This is a genomic window from Rhizobium sp. P40RR-XXII (assembly GCF_012641405.1).
Lineage (GTDB): Bacteria > Pseudomonadota > Alphaproteobacteria > Rhizobiales > Rhizobiaceae > Rhizobium.
The window spans coordinates 403,396-423,912 of record NZ_JABAII010000004.1; the positions used below are offsets into that span (position 1 = coordinate 403,396).

The 20,517-nt window shown below is 61.3% G+C and carries 20 protein-coding genes and 1 tRNA gene; 10 read left to right on the forward strand and 11 right to left on the reverse strand.

Translation table 11 applies throughout. The features are described 5' to 3' along the window. Positions 1-48 precede the first annotated feature (48 nt). From HGP16_RS10730 to hemA, 3 genes are all read left to right on the forward strand, one after another. A complete protein-coding gene (locus HGP16_RS10730) occupies positions 49-2,394 on the forward strand; it encodes a xanthine dehydrogenase family protein molybdopterin-binding subunit (RefSeq protein ID WP_168839979.1) in 2,346 nt (781 codons plus the stop codon). Between the two features lie 20 nt (positions 2,395-2,414). After that, the gene (locus HGP16_RS10735) at positions 2,415-3,209 is read left to right on the forward strand and encodes a xanthine dehydrogenase family protein subunit M (protein ID WP_168839980.1); all 795 of its coding nucleotides are present in this window, start codon (positions 2,415-2,417) and stop codon (positions 3,207-3,209) included. Between the two features lie 219 nt (positions 3,210-3,428). Next, positions 3,429-4,640, forward strand: coding sequence for a 5-aminolevulinate synthase (gene hemA / locus HGP16_RS10740; protein WP_168840086.1), 1,212 nt, complete (start codon positions 3,429-3,431; stop codon positions 4,638-4,640). Between the two features lie 81 nt (positions 4,641-4,721). Here hemA and HGP16_RS10745 read toward each other — a convergent pair whose 3' ends face one another. After that, positions 4,722-5,351 (reverse strand): LysE family translocator, encoded by a 630-nt coding sequence (locus tag HGP16_RS10745; protein ID WP_168839981.1) that lies wholly within the window; start codon positions 5,349-5,351, stop codon positions 4,722-4,724. 120 nt (positions 5,352-5,471) lie between these two features. Continuing rightward, a complete protein-coding gene (dxr, locus tag HGP16_RS10750; RefSeq protein ID WP_168839982.1) occupies positions 5,472-6,665 on the reverse strand; it encodes a 1-deoxy-D-xylulose-5-phosphate reductoisomerase in 1,194 nt (397 codons plus the stop codon). A 199-nt stretch (positions 6,666-6,864) separates the two neighbouring features. On the opposite strand from dxr, the gene HGP16_RS10755 reads away from it, so the two are divergent. Next, positions 6,865-7,131 (forward strand): BON domain-containing protein, encoded by a 267-nt coding sequence (locus HGP16_RS10755; RefSeq protein ID WP_168839983.1) that lies wholly within the window; start codon positions 6,865-6,867, stop codon positions 7,129-7,131. A gap of 243 nt (positions 7,132-7,374) precedes the next feature. Here the strand turns inward: HGP16_RS10755 and HGP16_RS10760 are convergent, their stop codons facing one another. From HGP16_RS10760 to HGP16_RS10770, 3 genes are all read right to left on the reverse strand, one after another. Next, the gene (locus HGP16_RS10760) at positions 7,375-7,968 is read right to left on the reverse strand and encodes a GNAT family N-acetyltransferase (RefSeq protein ID WP_246703311.1); all 594 of its coding nucleotides are present in this window, start codon (positions 7,966-7,968) and stop codon (positions 7,375-7,377) included. A gap of 34 nt (positions 7,969-8,002) precedes the next feature. Beyond that, a tRNA-Arg gene (locus HGP16_RS10765) sits at positions 8,003-8,079 on the reverse strand. A gap of 120 nt (positions 8,080-8,199) precedes the next feature. Beyond that, the gene (locus HGP16_RS10770) at positions 8,200-9,360 is read right to left on the reverse strand and encodes a M20 aminoacylase family protein (RefSeq protein WP_168839984.1); all 1,161 of its coding nucleotides are present in this window, start codon (positions 9,358-9,360) and stop codon (positions 8,200-8,202) included. Positions 9,361-9,553: 193 nt separating this feature from the next. Here HGP16_RS10770 and HGP16_RS10775 point away from each other — a divergent pair, with 193 nt between their 5' ends. After that, complete coding sequence (locus tag HGP16_RS10775; RefSeq protein ID WP_168839985.1) at positions 9,554-10,720, forward strand: D-alanyl-D-alanine carboxypeptidase family protein; 1,167 nt, start codon at positions 9,554-9,556, stop codon at positions 10,718-10,720. Between the two features lie 15 nt (positions 10,721-10,735). Next, positions 10,736-11,953 carry a GTP-binding protein gene (locus HGP16_RS10780; protein ID WP_168839986.1) on the forward strand — a complete coding sequence of 406 codons (1,218 nt, stop codon included), beginning with the start codon at positions 10,736-10,738 and terminating at the stop codon, positions 11,951-11,953. 191 nt (positions 11,954-12,144) lie between these two features. On the opposite strand, the gene HGP16_RS10785 is transcribed toward HGP16_RS10780, so the two are convergent. The 5 genes from HGP16_RS10785 to HGP16_RS10805 all read right to left on the reverse strand — a co-directional run bounded on the left by HGP16_RS10785 (position 12,145) and on the right by HGP16_RS10805 (position 16,066). After that, positions 12,145-12,378, reverse strand: a complete 234-nt coding sequence (locus HGP16_RS10785; protein ID WP_168839987.1) for a sulfurtransferase TusA family protein — start codon at positions 12,376-12,378, stop codon at positions 12,145-12,147. Then, the gene (locus HGP16_RS10790; protein ID WP_168839988.1) at positions 12,371-13,666 is read right to left on the reverse strand and encodes a L,D-transpeptidase family protein; all 1,296 of its coding nucleotides are present in this window, start codon (positions 13,664-13,666) and stop codon (positions 12,371-12,373) included. The genes HGP16_RS10785 and HGP16_RS10790 overlap by 8 nt, the downstream gene beginning before the upstream one ends. Before the next feature lie 229 nt (positions 13,667-13,895). Then, positions 13,896-14,849, reverse strand: a complete 954-nt coding sequence (locus tag HGP16_RS10795; protein WP_168839989.1) for an acetyl-CoA carboxylase carboxyltransferase subunit alpha — start codon at positions 14,847-14,849, stop codon at positions 13,896-13,898. Positions 14,850-14,912: 63 nt separating this feature from the next. Beyond that, complete coding sequence (xerD, locus tag HGP16_RS10800) at positions 14,913-15,887, reverse strand: site-specific tyrosine recombinase XerD (RefSeq protein ID WP_168839990.1); 975 nt, start codon at positions 15,885-15,887, stop codon at positions 14,913-14,915. Between the two features lie 11 nt (positions 15,888-15,898). Further along, positions 15,899-16,066, reverse strand: coding sequence for a hypothetical protein (locus HGP16_RS10805; protein WP_162943920.1), 168 nt, complete (start codon positions 16,064-16,066; stop codon positions 15,899-15,901). A gap of 161 nt (positions 16,067-16,227) precedes the next feature. Here HGP16_RS10805 and HGP16_RS10810 point away from each other — a divergent pair, with 161 nt between their 5' ends. Genes HGP16_RS10810 through HGP16_RS10820 form a run of 3 tightly spaced genes read left to right on the forward strand, consistent with a single transcriptional unit; the run spans position 16,228 to position 19,258 of the window. Then, positions 16,228-16,821: a shikimate kinase gene (locus HGP16_RS10810; protein WP_168839991.1), complete on the forward strand. Its 594-nt coding sequence runs from the start codon at positions 16,228-16,230 to the stop codon at positions 16,819-16,821. Further along, positions 16,818-17,948: a 3-dehydroquinate synthase gene (aroB, locus tag HGP16_RS10815; protein ID WP_168839992.1), complete on the forward strand. Its 1,131-nt coding sequence runs from the start codon at positions 16,818-16,820 to the stop codon at positions 17,946-17,948. The genes HGP16_RS10810 and aroB overlap by 4 nt, the downstream gene beginning before the upstream one ends. Then, on the forward strand, positions 17,948-19,258 hold the full coding sequence (locus HGP16_RS10820) for an HlyC/CorC family transporter (RefSeq protein WP_168839993.1): 1,311 nt from the start codon (positions 17,948-17,950) through the stop codon (positions 19,256-19,258). The genes aroB and HGP16_RS10820 overlap by 1 nt, the downstream gene beginning before the upstream one ends. 15 nt (positions 19,259-19,273) lie before the next feature. On the opposite strand, the gene HGP16_RS10825 is transcribed toward HGP16_RS10820, so the two are convergent. Then, a complete protein-coding gene (locus HGP16_RS10825) occupies positions 19,274-19,561 on the reverse strand; it encodes a BolA family transcriptional regulator (RefSeq protein ID WP_168839994.1) in 288 nt (95 codons plus the stop codon). A 105-nt stretch (positions 19,562-19,666) separates the two neighbouring features. Between HGP16_RS10825 and HGP16_RS10830 the strand changes: the two genes are divergently transcribed. Then, positions 19,667-20,287, forward strand: a complete 621-nt coding sequence (locus HGP16_RS10830; protein WP_168839995.1) for a J domain-containing protein — start codon at positions 19,667-19,669, stop codon at positions 20,285-20,287. Positions 20,288-20,517: the final 230 nt, after the last annotated feature.

Here is a 20,517-nt window from a genome sequence, read left to right on the forward strand (position 1 = left end):
CGTCGTCTTGGCGTGGTGCCAGGCCCGCAACCCCGATGGGAGGATGTGATGGGCGTGGAAGGCATTGGTGCGCGTGTTGCGCGCAAGGAAGATAAGCGATTTCTGACGGGCAAGGGGCGCTACACCGACGACATGGTGACGCCGGGCATGAAATATGCCTATTTCGTCCGCAGCCCGCATGCGCATGCAAAGATCACAAGTATCGATGCGTCGGCGGCACTTTCCATGCCGGGCGTCATCGGCGTGCTCGACGGCAAGCAATTGCTTGATGATGGCATCGGCAACCTGATCTGCGGCTGGATGATCCATTCAAAGGACGGATCCCCGATGAAGATGGGCGCCTGGCGGCCTCTGGCGGTCGATACTGTCCGCTATGTCGGCGATGCCGTCGCCATCGTCGTCGCCGACAGTCTCGGCGAAGCCCGCGATGCGGCGGAAGCCGTAGAGGTCGACTATGAAGAGCTGCCTGCCGTCGTCGAGGCGGTGGATGCATTGAAAGCGGGCGCGCCGCAGATCCATCCCGAAGCACCCGACAATCAGATTTTCGACTGGGAGCTCGGCGATGCGGCCGCAACCGACAAGGCGATCGCCGAAGCCGCGCATGTCACCGAGATCGAGCTCCATAACAACCGGCTTTCGCCGAATGCCATGGAGCCGCGCGCCACGCTCGGCATCTATGATGCCGCCGAAGATCACTATACCTGCTATACGACGAGCCAGAACCCGCATGTGGCGCGGCTGGTCATGAGCGCCTTCTACAATGTCGCCCCGGAAAACAAGCTGCGTGTCATCGCGCCTGATGTCGGCGGCGGCTTCGGCTCGAAAATCTACATCTACCCGGAAGAAATCGTCTGTCTTTGGGCATCGAAGAAAACCGGCGTGCCGGTCAAGTGGACGGCTGACCGCACCGAAGCCTTCCTGACGGATGCGCATGGCCGTGACCACGTTTCCAAGGTCAAGATGGCCTTCGATGCGGAGAACCGCATCACGGCGCTGAAGGTCGACACGATCGCCAATCTCGGCGCCTATATGTCGCTGTTTTCCTCGTGCGTACCGACTTACCTTTATGCGACGCTGCTGTCGGGCCAGTATGCGATCCCGGCGATCCACGCCAACGTCCGCACGGTCTATACCAACACCGTGCCGGTCGATGCCTATCGCGGGGCGGGGCGTCCGGAGGCGACCTATCTTCTGGAGCGTACCGTCGAGACGGCAGCACGCGAACTCGGCGTCTCGCCGGCGGAATTGCGGCGGATCAATTTTGTCCGCACCTTCCCCCACCAGACGCCTGTCATCATGAATTACGACGCGGGCGATTACGAAGCCTCGCTCAATGCCGCCATGCAGCAGGCGGATTGGGCTGGTTTTCCTTCGCGTAAGGCGGAGGCGGCTGCCCGCGGCATGAAGCGCGGCATCGGCATGAGCTGCTATATCGAGGCTTGCGGTCTTGCACCGTCGCAGGCCGTCGGCGCGCTCGGCGCCGGCGTCGGCCTGTGGGAATCCGCCGAGGTGCGGGTGAACGCAGTCGGGACCATCGAAGTGCTCACGGGCTCGCACAGCCACGGGCAGGGACATGAGACCACCTTCGCGCAGCTCGTCGCCGACCGGCTCGGGGTGCCGATCGACAGCGTTTCCATCGTCCATGGCGATACCGACAAGGTGCAGATGGGCATGGGCACCTATGGCTCCCGCTCGGGCGCCGTCGGCATGTCCGCCGTGGTCAAGGCGCTCGACAAGGTGGAGGCGAAGGCGAAGAAGATCGCCGCGCACCTGATGGAGGCCGACGAAAGCGATATCGTCATCGAGAACGGTGAAGTGAAGGTGGCGGGCACCGACAAATCGCTGCCCTGGTTCCAGGTGGCGCTGGCATCCTACACCGCGCACAATCTGCCCGCCGGCATGGAGCCGGGCCTGAAGGAAACCGCCTTCTACGATCCGGCGAACTTCACCTTCCCGGCCGGCTGCTACATCTGCGAGGTCGAGGTTGATCCGGAAACGGGTAAGACTGAGATCGTGCAGTTCGTCGCCGCCGACGACTTCGGCAACATCATCAACCCGATGATCGTCGAGGGGCAGGTGCATGGCGGCATCGCGCAAGGGATCGGCCAGGCGCTGCTGGAGGGCGTGTATTATGACGAGAGCGGCCAGCTGCTGACGGCGAGCTTCATGGATTACACCATGCCGCGCGCCGACGATCTGCCATCGTTCCAGCTTTCGCACCAGAACACGCCTTGCCCGAACAATCCGCTGGGTGTGAAGGGATGCGGCGAGGCGGGCGCCATCGGCTCGCCGCCGGCACTGATGAACGCCATCACCGATGCGATCGGCAATAATACGCTGACCATGCCGGCCACCCCGCTCAAGGTGTGGGAAGCGGCGCGGGCCACGGCCTGAGACGAGAGGAGGATAGGACAATGTATGCAACGAATTACCATCGTGCCTCTTCGGTCGACGAAGCCGTCAAGCTGCTGTCGAACGCGGACGAGGGTAAATACGTCTCCGGCGGCATGACGCTGATCGCCACCATGAAACAGCGCCTGGCATCGCCGAGCGATCTCGTCGATCTCAGGCATATCCCCTCCATCAAGGGGATTCGCGTCGATGGCCGCAGGGTCACGATCGGGGCGGCGACCACCCATGCGGAGGTTGCCTCCTCGGCGGCGATCCGCGCGGTCTGTCCGGCGCTCTGCGAGCTTGCCGGCATGATCGGCGATCCGCATGTCCGGCACATGGGTACGATCGGCGGGTCCGTCGCCAATAACGACCCGGCGGCGGATTATCCCTCGGCGATACTGGCGCTGAATGCCACCATCGTCACCGATCGGCGCCAGATCGCGGCCGACGACTTCTTCCAGGGCCTGTTCGAGACAGCGCTGGAAGGTGCCGAGCTGATCACGTCGATCGCTTTCGACGCGCCGGAAAGGGCAGGTTATGCCAAGTTCCCCAATCCGGCCTCGCGCTATGCGATGACGGGCGTCTTCGTCGCCAAGGGGGCAGGCGGCGTGCGCGTCGCCGTCACCGGTGCCGGTGCGGACGGCGTCTTCCGCCAGGGTGATATGGAGCAGGCGCTTGCGGCGAATTGGCTGCCGGAAGCGGTTGCGGGGCTGACGATCGATCCGTCATCGTTGCTTTCCGACCTGCATGCAACGGCGGAATATCGCGCCAACCTGGTTAAGGTCATGGCCAAGCGCGCCGTGGCTGCCGCCTAGATTCACCATGAACGAGCCCGGAGCGGCGGAGTTTACCCTCCGCTCCAGAGAGAGTGTTTCCAGCATGGTTTCGATTGTCAAATTGATGTGATTGGCTATTCTTGTCTGGAATTGTTCAAAATTAAGGGCCATTTGCCGCAGCGGGCGCGAAAGCAATGCGGAGGGGTTGACGTGCGAACCGGCATTCTCGAAAACGGTCGCACGGTACTGGAGCAGATGATGGATTTCGAAGCATTTTTTAAGGGCGAGCTGGAAGGTCTTCACAAGGAAGGCCGCTACCGGATCTTCGCAGATCTGGAACGCCGCCGCGGCAATTTCCCGCGCGCAATCCGGCATACGGCCAATGGCCCTCAGGAAGTGACTGTCTGGTGCTCCAACGACTATCTCGGCATGGGCCAGCATCCGAAAGTGATCGAGGCGATGAAAGAGGCCATCGATCACTGTGGCGCGGGTGCGGGAGGCACCCGGAATATTTCTGGCACCAACCACTATCACGTCCTGCTCGAACAGGAACTCGCCGATCTGCATGGTAAGGAATCGGCGCTGATCTTCACGTCGGGCTATATCTCCAACTGGGCGACGCTCGGCACGCTCGGCGCGCGCATCCCCGGCCTCATCATCTTCTCGGATGCGCTCAACCATGCATCGATGATCGAAGGCATTCGCTATGCGAAGTGCGACAAGGTCATCTGGAAGCATAACGACCTGCACGATCTTGAAGCCAAGCTGAAGGCGGCCGATCCCAAGGCGCCGAAGCTGATCGCGTTTGAATCCGTCTATTCCATGGATGGTGACATCGCCCCCATCAAGGAGATCTGTGATCTCGCGGACAAGTATGGCGCGATGACCTATCTCGACGAAGTGCATGCCGTCGGCATGTACGGCCCGCGCGGCGGCGGCATTGCCGAGCGCGAAGGATTGATGGATCGTCTGACCGTCATCGAAGGCACGCTCGGCAAGGCCTTCGGCGTCATGGGCGGCTATATCGCCGCTTCGACCGCGCTCTGTGATTTCATCCGGTCGTTTGCGTCAGGCTTCATCTTCACCACCTCGCTGCCCCCGGCTCTGGCCGCGGGCGCTGTCGCTTCTATCCAGCATCTGAAGGTCAGCCAGTTCGAACGCATGCGCCATCAGGATCGCGTGCGCAAGCTGCGTGCCCAGCTCGATGCGGCCGGTATTCCGCATATGCCGAACCCGAGCCATGTCGTGCCGGTCATGGTCGGCGATGCTGCCAAGTGCAAGTGGATTTCGGATCTGCTGCTCGACGCCGGCGTCTATGTCCAGCCGATCAACTATCCCACCGTGCCGAAGAAGACCGAGCGCCTGCGCATCACGCCGACGCCACTGCATTCGGATGGCGATATCGAGCAGCTGGTCGGTGCGCTGCATGCGCTGTGGTCGCGCTGTGCGCTGGCAAGGGCCGTCGCGTAAAAGACGGCTTCGGCCTGAAATGTGCTTCATTGCGGAATATCGGTGTGATGCCGTTTTCCGCAATGATTATTTGTGCGGGCGTTAGCCGCGGCTTCCCAAAGCCAGGCGGCAGGCGAGGCCGGCAAATACCGTCGCCAGCAGATATTGCGGCAGCTTCGGAAAGTGCCTGATCGCCGAAAGCCGGCCGCGGATATGGCTGCCGAGAAGGATGACGGAGCCGTTCACGAGAAAGCCGATTCCGTTGAGAATGGTGGCGAGCAGTGCCATCTGCAGGATCATCGAGCCGTTGGGATCGACGAATTGCGGGAAGAGCGCAAGCACGAACAGTGCCATCTTCGGATTAAGAATATTGGTCGCCAGGCCCTCGACGAAGATGCGCTTACCCGAAAGACGCTTGAGTCCGGCTGACGGTGTGAACGCAGAACCCTGTGAGCGGAGCGTCTTGACGGCCAGATAGAGCAGATAGGCGCAGCCTGCCCAACGCACGGTCTCATAAGCGACAGGCACGGTGAGGAAGAGTCGTGACAGTCCGAGGGCTGCTGCCATGGCGTGGCAATAGGTGCCGAGCGCAATGCCGGCATAGGTGAGCAAGCCGGCGGTGCGGCCCTGGCTGACACTGCGTGAGGCAATGAGAAGCATGTCGGGACCGGGCGTAGCGGTGAGCACCAGCGCGGCGGCGGCGAACAGAATGATCGTGGAGAAGTCCGGCATCGTGATTCCCTTGAAAGTGAAGCCGGAATTTCTCTCTAGCATCATTGTCGGGAATGGCAACCGCCGGATATGCAGTTGCGTAGCGAATGCGGAAAGCTTCGATTTATCGTAGGAGTTTACTTACGCAGCCTTTTCCCGCTGGGCGACGAGCACGGCTGCGCGGCTGCGCGCCTCGGCGTCGGCCGCAAAGACGGCATCCATGGTTTCGGCGCTGCCGGTCGCGATCATCTCGTCCATGACGGCTTCGGCGATATCGGCCATTTCCAGGAAGCCGATGCGGCCATCCACGAAGGCGTGGAAGGCGATCTCTTCGGCCGCATTCATGATCGCACCCTGCAGGCCGCCGCGCTCCAGCGCCGTGCGGGCAAGGCGCAATGCCGGGAAGCGAACCTCGTCCGGCGCCTCGAAATCCAGCCGCGCGAGCTTGGCGAAATCCAGCCGCTCGACGCTGAGCTTGGTGCGGGCGGGGTAAGTCAGCGCGTAACCGATGGCGGTCCGCATATCGGGACAGCCGAGCTGCGCCAGCACCGACCCGTCCGTATAGCCGACCATCGAGTGAATGACGGATTGCGGATGGACCACGACCTCGATCTGATCGGGGCGCACGTTGAACAAGTGCTTGGCCTCGATCATCTCAAGCGCCTTGTTGAACATCGAGGCGCTGCCGATGGAGATCTTGAAGCCCATCGACCAATTGGGATGGGCGCGGGCGATCGCCGGCGTGACATTGGCCATCTGCTCGCGCGTCCAGGTGCGGAAGGGGCCGCCGGACGCGGTGATGATGATGCGCTCCACCGCATGCTGCTGGTCTTCTTCCAGCGCCTGGAAAATGGCGCTGTGCTCGCTGTCGACCGGGATCAGCCGGCCGCCGCCTTCGGTTACGGCGCGCACGAAAAGGTCGCCGGCGGAGACGAGGCATTCCTTGTTGGCGAGCGCGATATCAGCGCCGCGCCGCGCGGCCGCCAGCGTCGGGGCAAGGCCGGCCGTGCCGACGATCGCCGCCATCACCCAATCCGAAGGCATGGAGGCGGCTTCCATCAGGGCACTCCTGCCCGCGCCGACGGCGATGCCCGATCCGGCCAGGGCATCCTTCAGATCCTGATAACGCTCTTCATTGGCGGTCACCGCGAAAGCGGCGCCGCAGGCCTTGGCCTGCTCGGCCAATAGGCCGATATTGTCATGCCCGGTAATGGCGGCGATGTCGAAGGCGTCGCGCCCGCCCAGCTGGGCAATGACGTCAAGCGTATTCTGGCCGATGGAGCCGGTCGAACCCAATATCGTCAGGCGGCGACGCGTCTTGCTGCCGGTGTTCATTCAGGTATCCGCATTTGCTGCTGTTCCCCCAAGGCTCTACAGGGGATTGCCTGGAGCGGCAAGTCTGCAGCGATGCAACGGTTCTGCTGTTGGTGCACGCAAAAGGCGAAATCACCGATTTAGTAATATTTTTTCAGGTTCCGTTGAACCAATTGCAAAGTGCTGCGTTTTCCGACCACTCGAATGCGGAGAGTGACGAATGGTTTTCAAGGCAGCAACGTTTCATGGCATGGAGCTCTATTTGGAAAACGAACAAGCCAGGCGCTCGGCCCTGGAATCCACGGTTGCCAATGCGCTCGCCGTTGCCGGCGGAATCGATGCTTCCGATGTCACGGTGACCGCGGCGGGGCAGGAAATCCGCCTGGACGGCTCGGTCGCAACACAGCAGGAGGTGCGGCGCGCAACGGCGGTCGCGGAATCCATTCCCGGCGTCCGGCTGGTCAGGAACAGGATCGCGGTGGGGTGATCTGCGGGTTTTCAGCTTTCGTTCATCCCGCGCCCGATGGCCTCACGGCAAAGCGATCGCATATCAGCGCAGCTCCTTCTCCCCTTAGGGAGAAGGTGGTCCGAAGGGTCGGATGAGGGGCTGAGACCACAGCGGAAAGGCTGACCTGGCTGAACATCGTCCCGCCAGCGAATCGATCGATGGCAGGACTATCTTCTATACGGCGCTGACCGGCAGCTTCGGGAACCATCCGGACCCGTTCAATTATAAGTAGGTCGGCAGATCGAAAAATAGTTTCGATACGGTTGGAGAATCCGACGCATGGATGCTTGTCCGGTCAAGCACGCCTCCCGCTTTCTCGATAACGCGCTTCGAGGCGAGGTTATCTTCGTTGCAGACGATGCTGATATTGGTAAAGCCAACCGCCTTTGCAACCGGCAATAGAAGCCGCAGCGCTTGCGTTGCGTACCCTCGACCTTGTTTCCAAGGGACGACTGAATAGCCCACATGACCTGGGACATGTAGGGGCAGTTGGGTCGTTCCGGCCAAATAGCGCAATGTAATGTAGCCACAAAAGCCCCCATCCCAGATCCAGAATGGGCGGGCGATAAGGCACTGAGGTTCCCGATTCGATACCGCTGTGGCAACGATTTCATTCGATCTAGTACGGGCGAGGAAAGCCGATCTGTCTTTCCTGAGTGCTGTCAGTTCAGTCTCGATAAACGACTTGTCATGCTGGCGCCGGGGATCTGGCGACCAACCGCGCATGAGCGCTTGTTCAAAACCCTGTAGATTGAGCAGACTTGGCTCAACAAGGGTTAGATCGTCTGCACGCGTTGAAGTCTGATGTTCTTCCAATCTCGATCACGCGGTCATCAGTGAGGATGGAAAATGGTGATCTCGACGCGATTCGAACGCGTGACCCCCAGATTAGGAATCTGGTGCTCTATCCTGCTGAGCTACGAGACCACTCGGCATGATCCATACAAAAGCAAAGGCCCGAAGCCAAGCCCTTTTACGTCCCAGGGACAATTCGCTTTTGCGGGGCCGTGCGCCCGGGTGAGGCGCACGGAAAATGGTGGCGGCGTCTCAGGCGCTGAGGCGCTGTTCGGCGAGGCGCACCCAATAGGAAATGCCGTGGGCGATGGCTTCATCGTTGAAGTCGTAGGCCGGGTTGTGCAGGCCGGCGCTGTCGCCGTTGCCGACGAAGATGAAGGCGCCGGGGCGGGCGAGCAGCATGTAGGAGAAATCCTCTCCGCCCATCATCGGATCGATATCCGGGATCACATTGCCCGCGCCGGCGATTTCCTCGGCGATGGCAATCGCATGATCGGTCTCGTCGGCGTGGTTGAAGGTGACCGGATAGTTGCGATGGAACTCGATCTCGGCTTCGGCGCCGTGGGTGGCGGCAATGCCCGTCACGATCTGCTTGAAGCGCTGTTCGGCCAGGTCGCGCATCTCTGGATCGAGCGTGCGCACCGTGCCGTCAAGGCTCGCATCGTTCGGGATGACGTTATGCGCATTGCCGGCATTGAACTTGGTGACGGAGACGACGACCGATTTCAGCGGATCGGCGCTGCGCGAGGCGATGAGCTGCAAATTGGAAACGATCTGCGCGCCGATGGCGATCGGGTCGATCGTCTTGTGCGGCATGGCGGCATGGCCGCCGACACCCTTGATCGAGACGGTGAATTCATCGGTCGCCGCCATGATCGCGCCCTTGCGGATGGCGAAATGGCCAACGGGCAGGCCGGGCATATTGTGCATGCCATAGACTTCGGCGATTTCGAAGCGCTCCATCATGCCGTCCTTGACCATGGCGTCGCCGCCGGCGCCGCCTTCTTCTGCCGGCTGGAAGATGACGGCGACATTGCCGTTGAAATTCCGGTTCTCGGCGAGGTATTTCGCAGCACCCAGCAGCATGGCCGTGTGGCCGTCATGGCCGCAGGCATGCATCTTGCCGGGCGTTTCGGAAGCATAGGGCTTGCCGGTGATCTCGGTCAGCGGCAGGGCGTCCATATCGGCGCGCAGGCCGACAGTGCGCCCTGCGCCCTTGCCGCGGATCAGGCCGACGACGCCGGTGCGGCCAATGCCGGTCACCACCTCGTCGACGCCGAAGGAGCGCAGTTTCTCGGCCACGAAGGCGGCCGTGTTCTCAACGGCATAGAGGAGTTCCGGATGTGCATGGATATGGCGGCGCCACTCGGTCACTTCGCCCTGGAGTTCTGCGGCCCTGTTCAAGATCGGCATGCTGATTTTCCTGCTGCTCAATATCGATTCTGGTTCAACTCACGGATCCGTCGCACGGCTTTGGCCCGCGCATCGGGGCCTTTGCGATGTGCTGACGGGAAATAAAGTCGTCAATCGCCTTTGCCTTCTCCTAGCCATATAGGTTAAATAGACGAAGCTTTCGAGAAAATTCCGGACTTCTGAAGGATAGATCGTGCCGACGAAGCAGAATCGTTTGTATGCCGCCCTGCGGCTCGCTCCAATGGCCGCAGCAGCATCCATGCTTTTCCTGTCGACCGCGCAGACGGCCGCAGCCAATCCGCATATTCTCGTCGATGTCGGCACCGGACGCGTTCTCGACCAGCAGGAGGCGTTTCGCCGCTGGTATCCCGCTTCGCTCACCAAGCTGATGACGACCTATGTGACCTTCCGGGCCATCCAATCCGGTCAGGTCAGGCTCGATACGCCGGTCGTCATGTCGAAGCTTGCAGCGGCACAGCCGCCGGCGAAGATGTATTTCAAGCCGGGCCAGAAGATGACGCTCGACAATGCCATGAAGATGATGCTGGTCAAATCAGCCAACGATCTCGCCATGGCGGTCGCCGAGACCGTCGGCGGCTCGCAGCAGGGCTTCGTGGCGCGGATGAATGCAGAAGCCGCCCGCCTCGGCATGCGCGACTCGCATTTCATCAATCCGAACGGCCTTCCCGGCAAGGGGCAATATACGACGGCGCGCGATCTCGCCATCTTAAGCGTCGCGCTGCGCCGCGAGTTTCCGCAATATGCCGGCTATTTCTCGCTGGAGGGCTTCACCAACGGCGTCAAGCAGGTGCCGAACATCAATATGCTCATCGGCCGCTTTGAAGGCGCCGACGGCATGAAGACAGGCTTCATCTGCGCCGCCGGCTTCAACCAGATCGCATCGGCCACCCGCAACGGCCGCACGCTGATCTCGGTCGTTCTTGGAACCGACAGCCTGGCGGCGCGCGCCGACGATTCCGCCAATTTCCTGGAAAAAGGTTTCCAGAACCAGCTGTCTACCCGCGACACGCTGGCGACGCTCAGACCCGACGCGCCGCTCGCGGAGGAGGTCGCCGATGTCACCGCCGACATCTGCAGCACCAAGGGCGCACAGGCGCGCAGCGAGACCCGCGATCCGTTCGGCCGCACCAAGGTGCAGTCGCCCTATATCCATGAAATGGATCACGAGCCGAATTTCGTCTATGCCGGCCTGATCGGCGGCCAGGATGTCGCGACGGCCGCCAAGGGCGACAAGGACGATGTGACGGCCAGAGGCGACAAGGCGACCAGGGACAATAAAATCGCCATTTCCGGCGGTGCGTCCGGTGTGCCGATCCCGATGCCGCGTCCCACTTTCTGATATCGGATATCCCCCATGAGCGTTTCGCAGCAAAGAGTACCGGTTGCCATCCTGACCGGCTTTCTCGGAGCGGGTAAATCGACCCTGCTCAACCGCATCCTCAAGGACGAGGCCATGCGTGATGCCGCCGTCATCATCAACGAGTTCGGCGATGTCGGCATCGATCATCTGCTGGTGGAAAGCTCCGGCGATTCCATCATCGAACTTTCCGATGGCTGCCTGTGCTGCACGGTGCGCGGTGAACTGGTGGATACGCTGGCGAACCTGATGGACGCCATGCAGACCGGCCGCATCCGGCCGCTGAAGCGCGTCGTCATCGAAACGACCGGTCTTGCCGATCCGGCTCCCGTCATGCAGTCGATCGTGGGCAATCCGATCATCGCCACCAATTTCGACCTGGATGGCGTCATCACCGTCGTCGACGCGGTCAACGGCCTGCAGACGCTCGACAATCATGAAGAAGCGCGCAAACAGGTAGCGGTTGCAGACCGTCTGATCGTTTCCAAGACCGGAATTGCCGGCGCGGTGCCCGAAGGCCAGCTGGAGAGCCGGCTGAGGGCGCTCAATCCCCGGGCGCAGATCCTGAATGCCGATAGCGACGAGGCAGGGCGCGCCGCCATTCTCGTCAACGGCCTTTACGATCCGGCTTCGAAGATCGCCGATGTCGGCCGCTGGCTGCGGGACGAGCTAGAGGCGGACGACGATCATCATCACCATGATGACCACGATCATTATGACCATGATCATTATGACCATGATCATGACCACCGTCATGGCGATCATGGACACCACCATCACCATCATGGGCATCACCATGGCCACCGGCATCAGCACGCCCATGACGTCACCCGTCATGACGGGTCTATCCGGTCGTTCTCGATCGTCGAGACGCAGCCGATCGATCCGACGGCACTCGAGATGTTCATCGATCTCCTTCGTTCGGCGCATGGCGAAAAGCTGCTGCGCATGAAGGCGATCGTTGCCGTGTCGGACCGGCCGGAGCGTCCCGTCGTACTGCATGGCGTGCAGAACATCTTCCATCCGCCGGTGCGACTGCCGGCCTGGCCCGATCCCGAAGACCGGCGCACGCGCATGGTGATCATCACCAAGGACTTGCCGGAGGATTTCGTGAAGGGCCTGTTCGATGCCTTCCTTAGCAAGCCGCGCGTCGATACGCCGGACAGGGCGGCGCTACAGGACAATCCGCTCGCGGTGCCGGGGATGCGGTTCTAAGGTTTCTACCTTCTTCCCGCTGGGGAGAAAGGGAGGAGCTATAAGTTAGCCGTCCACTTTTACGGCCCGCTTCAGAGAAAGATCTCTGTACATCGCCACCAGTTCCTGACGATTGCATCGGGCGAATTCGCTCCATCCTCATGGTGAGGCGGGAGCGAAGCGACCCTCGAACCACGAGGATGGCCCGACCGTCAGCCTCTCCGGATCACGAAGCGATGGCCGCTTTCCGTCTTCTCGCTCGTGAGGAGCGTGTGGCCTTTCTCATTGCAGAGATGCGGGATATCGATGGCGGCAAGCGGGTCGGTCGTCTCGACGGTCAACGTCGCGCCGCTTTCCATGCCGCGCAGGCGCTTTTCCGTCTTGATCGCCGGGTAGGGGCATTTCAGCCCGCGCAGATCATAGATCCCGTTATCCGAGCTATTCACTCTTGGCCCAGAACTTCCAGAAAGGCGGCTTCTTGGCCTCGGTCTGCGCGGTCTCGACGGGCGGAGGCGGCGCATAGGCGAGCGGATTGACGGCCGGGTTCATCGGGTTCGCCATCGGAATCGGTACATTAGCCGGAACATTGGCTGCTACCATGGGGCCGCTGGGCTGCTGCGCGGCCGTCTCGGGAGCTGCTGTCGCCACGCGGATGCTTGCAGTCGACGGATTGGCCGTCGGGCTCGCCACCGTGCCGCCGCGCGCGATCTGCTGTGCCGATTGGTTGGATGCCATCGATTCGAGATCGGCAACCTTCATCATCTTGCCGGCGGCAAGCGCGGTGCCAGTCGGCGCATAAGCAAGATCGTGACCCTTGCGCTGCTTGGCGACGACGGCCTTGCGCTCGGCTTCGGTCGGATCGTACCAGGCCATGCCGTCATACTTCTTCGTGGCGACGGCATAATCGGCCTTGTATTGCTTGTCGTAGGCCGCAAGCGCCACCTGCAGGGCTGGCGGCGTGGTCATGACCGGGCATTTGCCACCGGCATTGAACGGTTCGCTGGCCTGCTGATTGAAGACGTATTTCTTCTCGCAGACCTCGACCTCAGGCGGCCGCTTGGTGACTTCGAAATTGTCGTAGCCGACCTTCAGCATCTTCCAGAAGTCGATATTGGGGCTCAGACGATGCTTCCACATGTTCTCCGCCGTCATGCGGAAAGGGAAGGCTTCGAGCTGGATTGCCTTCTGGCCGCCCTTGAAGGCGTCGCGCGCGAAGGCGTAGATTTCCAGCACCTGCTGGTCGGTCATCGAATAGCAGCCGGACGAAGAGCAGGCGCCATGGATCATCAGATTGGCGCCGGTACGGCCATTGGCGGCGTCGTAGCGGTTCGGGAAACCGGTGTTGATGGCGAGGTAGTATTTCGAATTCGGGTTCAGGTTGGCCGGCGTCAGCATGTAGAAGCCTTCCGGCGCCTGCCGGTCGCCTTCCTTCACCTTCGGACCCAGCCGCCCGGACCAGGCGCAGATCTTGTAATCCGCGATGACTTCGAAGCGATTGTTCTGGTTCGCCTTCAGGATCTCCATCGCACCCTCTTCCTTGAAGATGCGGATCATGATCGGCGAGTTGCGGTCCATGTTCTTTTTCGCCATGTCCGCAAGGATATGGCTGGGCAGCGGCTGTTCGACCTTGTTCTTCACCGTGGAAAGGTCGACCGACGCCGTGTCCAGCGCGTCGTTGCAGCCGGCGAGCGCCAGCGCCATCAGGGATACATAGGCAAGGTGACGGATGCGCATTCTGACTTAGCCCATAAATGCGAAGAGCGGCAGCTTGATCTGTTTCGCCACTCCCCTCGAAGCATGAAACGGAATCATAGACGGCTTATACTTGAAAATTCCTTACCAGCCTATGACCTGCCCGCAGCGCGTCGGCAAGCTTTTCTTTGCCATAACAGCTTCGATAACGGAAATGTGGCCAAGGTTTGGCCTCATTCGCGTTTTTAGCGATCACTTTTTCCGAAAACGGTTAGAGATTGCGGCCCATGGAAAGGAATTTCTGGCGCCGGTCGTTGCGCAGCTGTTCGCCCGAACGGCTGGAAAGCTCGCCGAGCGCGTTCGCAATCGTATCGCCGGCCGAGGCTATCACCGTAGTGGGATCGCGGTGTGCGCCACCGAGCGGCTCGGGGATGATGCCGTCGACGATGCCGAGGCCCTTCAGGTCTTCGGCCGTGATCTTCATGTTGGTCGCGGCTTCCTTTGCGCGCGTTGAATCGCGCCACAGGATCGATGCCGCGCCTTCGGGCGAAATCACGCTGTAGATCGAATGTTCGAGCATGTAGACGCGGTTGCCGACGGCAATCGCGATCGCGCCGCCGGAACCGCCTTCGCCGATGACGATGGAGACGATCGGCACTTTCACGCCGAGACACATCTCGGTGGAGCGTGCGATCGCCTCTGCCTGGCCGCGCTCTTCCGCACCGACGCCGGGATAGGCGCCGGCCGTATCGACGAGCGTGATGACCGGAAGCTGGAAGCGGTCGGCCATTTCCAGGACGCGGATCGCCTTGCGATAGCCTTCCGGCCGGGCGCTGCCGAAATTGTGCTTCAGGCGGCTCTTGGTGTCGTTGCCTTTTTCCTGGCCGATAAGGGCAACCGGCTGTCCGCGGAAGCGGGCGAAGCCGGCCTGAATGGCGGCATCCTCGGAGAATTTGCGGTCGCCGGCCAGCGGCGTGAATTCCGTGAAGAGGGTGCTGGCGTAATCGACGAAATGCGGGCGCTGCGGATGGCGGGCGACCTGCGTCTTCTGCCAGGCATTGAGCTTGGAATAGATATCGGCCATTGCCTCGCGGACACGGATTTCAAGCCGCCCGACTTCGTCCGATGTGTCGATGCTTTCGTCTTCGCTCGCCAGTTTCTTGAGCTCGTGAATCTTGCCTTCGAGATCCGAGATGGGTTTTTCGAAGTCCAGATAATTGTGCATGAGGTGCGTTTCCGATCCTTTTGCCCGTGACGAGAGACGGCGGCTTTAGCCTGTATGCCGGTCCTAATCCTGTTTTTTTGCCTGTTTGGCAAGGGGGTGATGCGTTTGCACAAGCTGATGAAGACGTTCTTCCAGCACATGTGTGTAGATTTGCGTGGTTGAAATATCCGAGTGGCCGAGAAGTTCCTGCACCACGCGCAGGTCCGCGCCATTGGCCAGAAGATGGCTCGCGAAGGCATGGCGCATCACATGCGGCGAAATCATCGAGGGTGTCAGGCCTGCCCGAATGGCAAGATCCTTGAGATCGCGCGCGAAAACCTGGCGCGGCAGATAGCCTTGTCGGGAGGCCGCTGGAAAGAGCCAAGGGCTCTCCGGCGCGGGCTGCTTGGCATTTGCCGCAATCTCCGCCTGCAGCCGTCCATAGGTCTTCAAGGCCGAAATGGCGGATTGCGACAGCGGCACCAGCCGTTCCTTGTTTCCCTTGCCGCGGATCATCAGGAAGCGCCCCTCCTGATCCAGCACCTTTGCCGGCAGAGAGACGAGCTCACTGACGCGCATCCCGGTCGCGTAGAGCATTTCCAGAAGTACCAGCATGCGCAGGCGCAGTAGCCGGTCTGGTCCTTCGACGGCTGCTTCCTGCTCGGCCTGGGTCAGAAGCCGTGTCACCTCGTCGACGCCCATGGTCTTCGGAAGGGCGCGGCCTTTCTTGGGCGCATCGAGAATTCCCGTCGGGTCGTCCGTGCGCAGTCCTTCGGCATAAAGGAACTTATAGAACTGCCGCATGGCGGAGAGGCGGCGCGCCTGGGACGAGGGTTTGAAGCCCTGGCTCGACAGGCTGGAAAGATAGGCACCGAGATCATCGGCGCCGGCTTCCGTCAGGCGGACACCCCGCCCGGACAGAAAGGAATGGAGATCGTCAAGGTCGCGCTGATAGGACTGCAGCGTGTTGAGCGCCGCGCCGCGCTCGGCGCTCATCATCTCCAGGAAGGCTTCCAAGTGCACCCGCCCCAGATCGCGCGCGCCGGTTTTTGAGTTCATGGCCGGTGCACTCATGGCTTCAGCGAGCCCGTCGTCGGCGGGTTGAGGCGCTCCGGCGGAATGCGGATCGTCACATCGCGCGGCTGCGGATCGACAAAGAGCACGAGTGCCCACATCGCTCCATATATCGATCCGGCGATGACCGCGCAGATGACAAGGAAGCGAAACAGGGTTGGCATTCGAAAACTCTCCTTCTCGCCTTCATTGGCCCGGCGATGAGCAATAATTATGTCCGCCAAGCGTTAGCTGAAGGATATTGCAGACATGTTTACGATAGCGGCGTCTTGACGCTACCGGCGCATTTGACGATACCGTTTCCAAAGAAATTGTGAATGGGCCGATGAGTGAACAAGTCCTGACCCTTGCCGAAAGCCTCAAAGACAGGGCGCGCGCAGCGCTGGGTCAGCGTAATCTTGTCCTCGTGGGATTGATGGGTGCGGGCAAGTCCTCGGTCGGCAGGCTTTTGGCGCAGCAGCTCGGCATCCCCTTCGTCGATACCGATGTCGAGATCGAGCGCGTCTCGCGCATGACGATCACCGAACTGTTTGCCGCCTATGGCGAGCTGGAGTTCCGAGCGCTGGAAACGCGCGTCATCAAGCGGCTCCTCAAGGGCGGACCGCGTGTCGTTTCGACGGGTGGCGGCGCCTTCATCAATGAGAGCACGCGCCTGCATATCAAGCGCGGCAGCCTTTCCGTCTGGCTGAAGGCCGATCTCGACGTATTATGGGACCGCGTCAACAAGCGCGACACACGGCCGTTGCTCAAGACCGAGAATCCGAAACAGACCCTCGAGAACCTGATGAATGCGCGCTACCCGATCTATGCGGAAGCCGATCTCACGGTTCTGTCCCGCGATGTGAGCAAGGAAATCATGGTCAAGGAGGTCCTTGCCGCCATTGCCGAGGGAAAGACAGCAGAAAGCAAAATGCCATGAATGCGATCACAGCGGCTTCCGCAGAGCGTCTCGTGCGCGTGCCTCTCGGCGAGCGCGCCTATGACATCCTGATCGGTCCCGGCCTGATCGGCCGTGCGGGGCATGAGATCGCCACGCGGCTCAAAGGCCGCAAGGCCGCCGTGATCACGGATGAAAACGTCGCGCCCCATTACCTCGATGCGTTGATCGCCAGCCTCGAGGCCGCGGGCATCCAGGCCTCCAGTCTCGTCTTGCCGGCCGGCGAAAAGACCAAGAGCTTCGAGCATCTCATGACCGTTTGCGACGCGGTGCTGACCGCGCGCGTGGAGCGCAACGATGCGGTGATCGCGCTCGGCGGCGGCGTCATCGGCGATCTCGCCGGCTTTGCCGCCGGCATCGTGCGCCGCGGCGTTCGGTTTGTCCAGATTCCGACATCGCTGCTGTCGCAGGTGGATTCGTCGGTCGGCGGCAAGACCGGCCTCAACACCCATCATGGCAAGAATCTTGTCGGCGTCTTCCATCAGCCGGATCTCGTGCTTGCCGATACCGATGTGCTGAATACGCTGAGTGAGCGCGAGTTCCGCGCCGGTTACGCCGAGGTCGCCAAATACGGCCTGATCGACAAGCCGGATTTCTTCGCCTGGCTCGAGGCTAACTGGAGGCAAGTCTTTGCCGGCGGTGCCGCCCGCATCGAAGCGATTGCCGCGAGCTGCCAGGCGAAATCCGATGTCGTGGTCGCCGACGAGCGCGAAAATGGGCCTCGCGCCCTGCTCAATCTCGGCCACACCTTCGGACACGCGCTCGAAGCGGCCACCGCCTACGACAGCCGCCGGCTGGTGCATGGCGAAGGCGTCGCGATCGGCATGGTGCTGGCGCATGAGTTTTCCGCGCGCCTCAATCTGGCAAGTCCCGATGACGCAAAGCGCGTCGAGGCGCATCTGAAGGCCGTCGGCCTGCCGACCCGGATGGGTGATATCCCCGGCGAACTGCCGCCGACTGAGACGCTGATGGATGCGATCGCGCAGGACAAGAAGGTCAAGAGCGGCAAGCTTACCTTCATCCTCACCCACGGCATCGGCCAGGCCTTCGTTGCGGACGATGTGCCGTTCTCGGAGGTCTTGAGCTTCCTGAAGGAAAAACATCCCTGATGACGGTCGAAGGCACGCTGGCTGCATTGTTCGAATATTGGCCCGAGATCGCCTCGATCGTCGTGCTCGTGCTGCTGTCGGCATTCTTTTCCGGTTCGGAAACGGCACTGACTGCGGTCTCCAGGAGTCGAATCCACACATTGGAGGCCAATGGCGACGAGCGCGCCGGCATCGTGCGCCGCCTCATCGAGCGCCGTGACCGCCTGATCGGCACCTTGCTGATCGGCAACAATCTCGCGAACATCCTGTCGTCGTCATTGGCGACCAGCGTGTTCCTCGGCCTGTTCGGCAATTCCGGCGTAGCGCTGGCGACGGCCGCGATGACTGTGATCCTCGTCATCTTCGCCGAAGTGCTGCCGAAAAGCTGGGCGATTTCGACGCCGGATCGCTTTGCGCTCAATGTGGCTGCGCCGGTGCGGCTGTTTGTCGCTGTCGTCGGTCCGGTATCGAGCTTCGTCAATGCCATCGTCCGCTGGATTCTCGGCATTTTCGGCATCAACCTTTCCAAGGAAGTGTCGATGCTGTCGGCGCATGAGGAGCTGCGCGGCGCCGTGGACCTGCTGCATCGAGAGGGGTCGGTGGTCAAGGCCGACCGCGACCGTCTGGGCGGCGTGCTCGATCTCGGCGAGCTGGAGCTGTCCGATATCATGGTGCACCGTACGGCGATGCGCGCCATCAATGCCGATGATCCGCCCGAGGTGGTGGTGCGCGCCATTCTCGACAGTCCCTATACGCGCATGCCGCTCTGGCGCGGCACGATCGACAACATCATCGGCGTCGTGCATGCCAAGGATCTGCTGCGGGCGCTGGCGGAACGAAATGTCGAGCCGGAGAATCTCGACATCGTCAAGATCGCGCAGAAGCCCTGGTTCGTGCCCGACAGCACCAATCTCGAAGATCAGCTCAATGCCTTTTTGCGCCGCAAGCAGCATTTCGCCGTCGTCGTCGACGAGTATGGCGAGGTGCAGGGCATCGTCACCCTGGAAGACATTCTGGAGGAGATCGTCGGCGATATCGCCGATGAGCACGACCTTGACATCCAGGGCGTCCGTCAGGAGGCCGACGGCTCGATCGTCGTCGACGGCGTCGTGCCGATTCGCGATCTCAATCGGGCGCTCGACTGGCATTTGCCTGACGAGGAGGCGACGACGATCGCCGGCCTCGTCATCCACGAATCGATGACCATCCCGGAAGAGCGTCAGGCCTTCACCTTCTACGGCAAGCGCTTCATCGTCATGAAGCGTGAAAAGAACCGCATCACCAAGCTGCGCATCCGCCCCGCCGAGGCGGAAGAGGTGAAGCCGAACTGAAGCGACCTTCTGAGGCTACCAGCGCACCGCTTCGCCGGGTGCGGCCGGCTCCACGGCCAATGCGTGCAGGCCGGCATCCAGTTCCGGCTTCAGCAATTCGTTGATCGCTCTGTGGCGGGCAAGGCGCGGCATGCCGGCGAACTTGGCGGAAACGATGCGAATTCTTATATGCGTCTCGCCGGTTCCCGTCATGTCGGGCTGATGGCCGGCATGCAGGTGGCTTTCATTGATGACGGCGAGGCGCTCGGGCGCGAAAGCGTCGCTGAGCTTCCGCTCAATGCGGGATTGCAGTGTCGTTTCCATATTCCCGCCTCGACCTCGCTCGCGAAAAAGCCCCCACAAAGCCTATAACATTCCTGTTTGTCAATTCTTGTTGTGGGGTAACCGAGGCCCCATAATTAGGGCGCCATGAGACTTGATTCAAAATATTTCGATCGCATCCGCACCCGCCGCAAGCGCGCGCAGGAGCCTGAGCAAGGCCCGCCGACATGCCAGTGGGACGGCTGCGACAAGCACGGCACGCATCGCGCCCCGGTCGGGCGCAATGCGGAAGGGCAGTTCTTTTTGTTCTGCTTCGAGCACGTCAAGGAATACAACAAGGGCTACAATTATTTCTCCGGCCTCTCGGACGGGGAGATTGCGCGCTACCAGAAGGAAGCCATCACCGGCCATCGTCCGACCTGGACCGTCGGCGTCAACAAGGCGGCGAAGAACAGTCCCTTGCAGTCGGAAATCCGCTCCGGCGCCTATACACGGGTTCGCGATCCCTTTGGGTTCGTCAAGGACAATGATGGCCGCGGCACCGGCCCGCGCTTCCCACAGCAGCGCAAGCTGAAAACGCTGGAGGCGAAGGCGTTCGATACGATGGGGCTTGGCGCCACCGCCACGGCGCCGGAGATCAAGCGCCGCTACAAGGAATTGGTGAAAATGCACCACCCCGATGCCAATGGCGGTGATCGCGGTTCCGAAGAGCGCTTTCGCGCGGTCATTCAGGCCTATCAATTATTGAAGCAGAACGGTTTTTGTTAATTCCTGTCCTTGCTCTCCGCCTTCAATCAGGTATGGTCCAAATCGGCTGAAGCCGCAGGCAACCGCGGCAGGGTGCGCATTTGGCTGGCTGCACCTCGGTCAACTTTCCGGACGCGGCGTTTCTTGTCCGGGACTCTGTTCAAGGATGCTCGCAAGCGATCATTTCATCGCGCCGAGATTTTGCTTTAGTCCCGGAGAAGTATCGCCGCTGTTCCGACCGAACGGATGCG